Genomic DNA, 407 nt, shown 5'->3' on the forward strand with positions numbered 1-407 from the left:
GGGAGGACCTCCATGTCCTCGGCTACTACGAATGGCTCGAAGGGCTGGAGCGGGGCATCGCCGCGCACCACGCGGGCATGCTGCCGACCTTCAAGGAGGTTGTCGAGGAGCTGTTCGTACGCGGGCTGGTCAAGGCGGTCTTCGCGACGGAGACCCTCGCCCTCGGCATCAACATGCCCGCGCGCTCCGTGGTGTTGGAGAAGCTCGTCAAGTGGAACGGCGAGCAGCACGCGGACATCACCCCCGGCGAGTACACCCAGCTGACCGGTCGTGCCGGGCGGCGCGGGATCGATGTCGAGGGCCATGCGGTGGTGCTGTGGCAGCGCGGCATGGACCCGGGGGCGCTGGCCGGACTCGCGGGTACCCGCACCTATCCGCTGCGGTCCAGCTTCCGGCCCTCGTACAAC

At 69.0% G+C, this 407-nt stretch carries 1 protein-coding gene; it reads left to right on the plus strand.

Going from position 1 to position 407, the window contains the following annotated elements:
• Positions 1-407: helicase-related protein (locus AC1DUE_RS20510; RefSeq protein ID WP_477041245.1), on the plus strand; the 407-nt coding region annotated here is incomplete at both ends.

It is taken from the genome of Cellulomonas sp. P4_A2, from assembly GCF_056402515.1.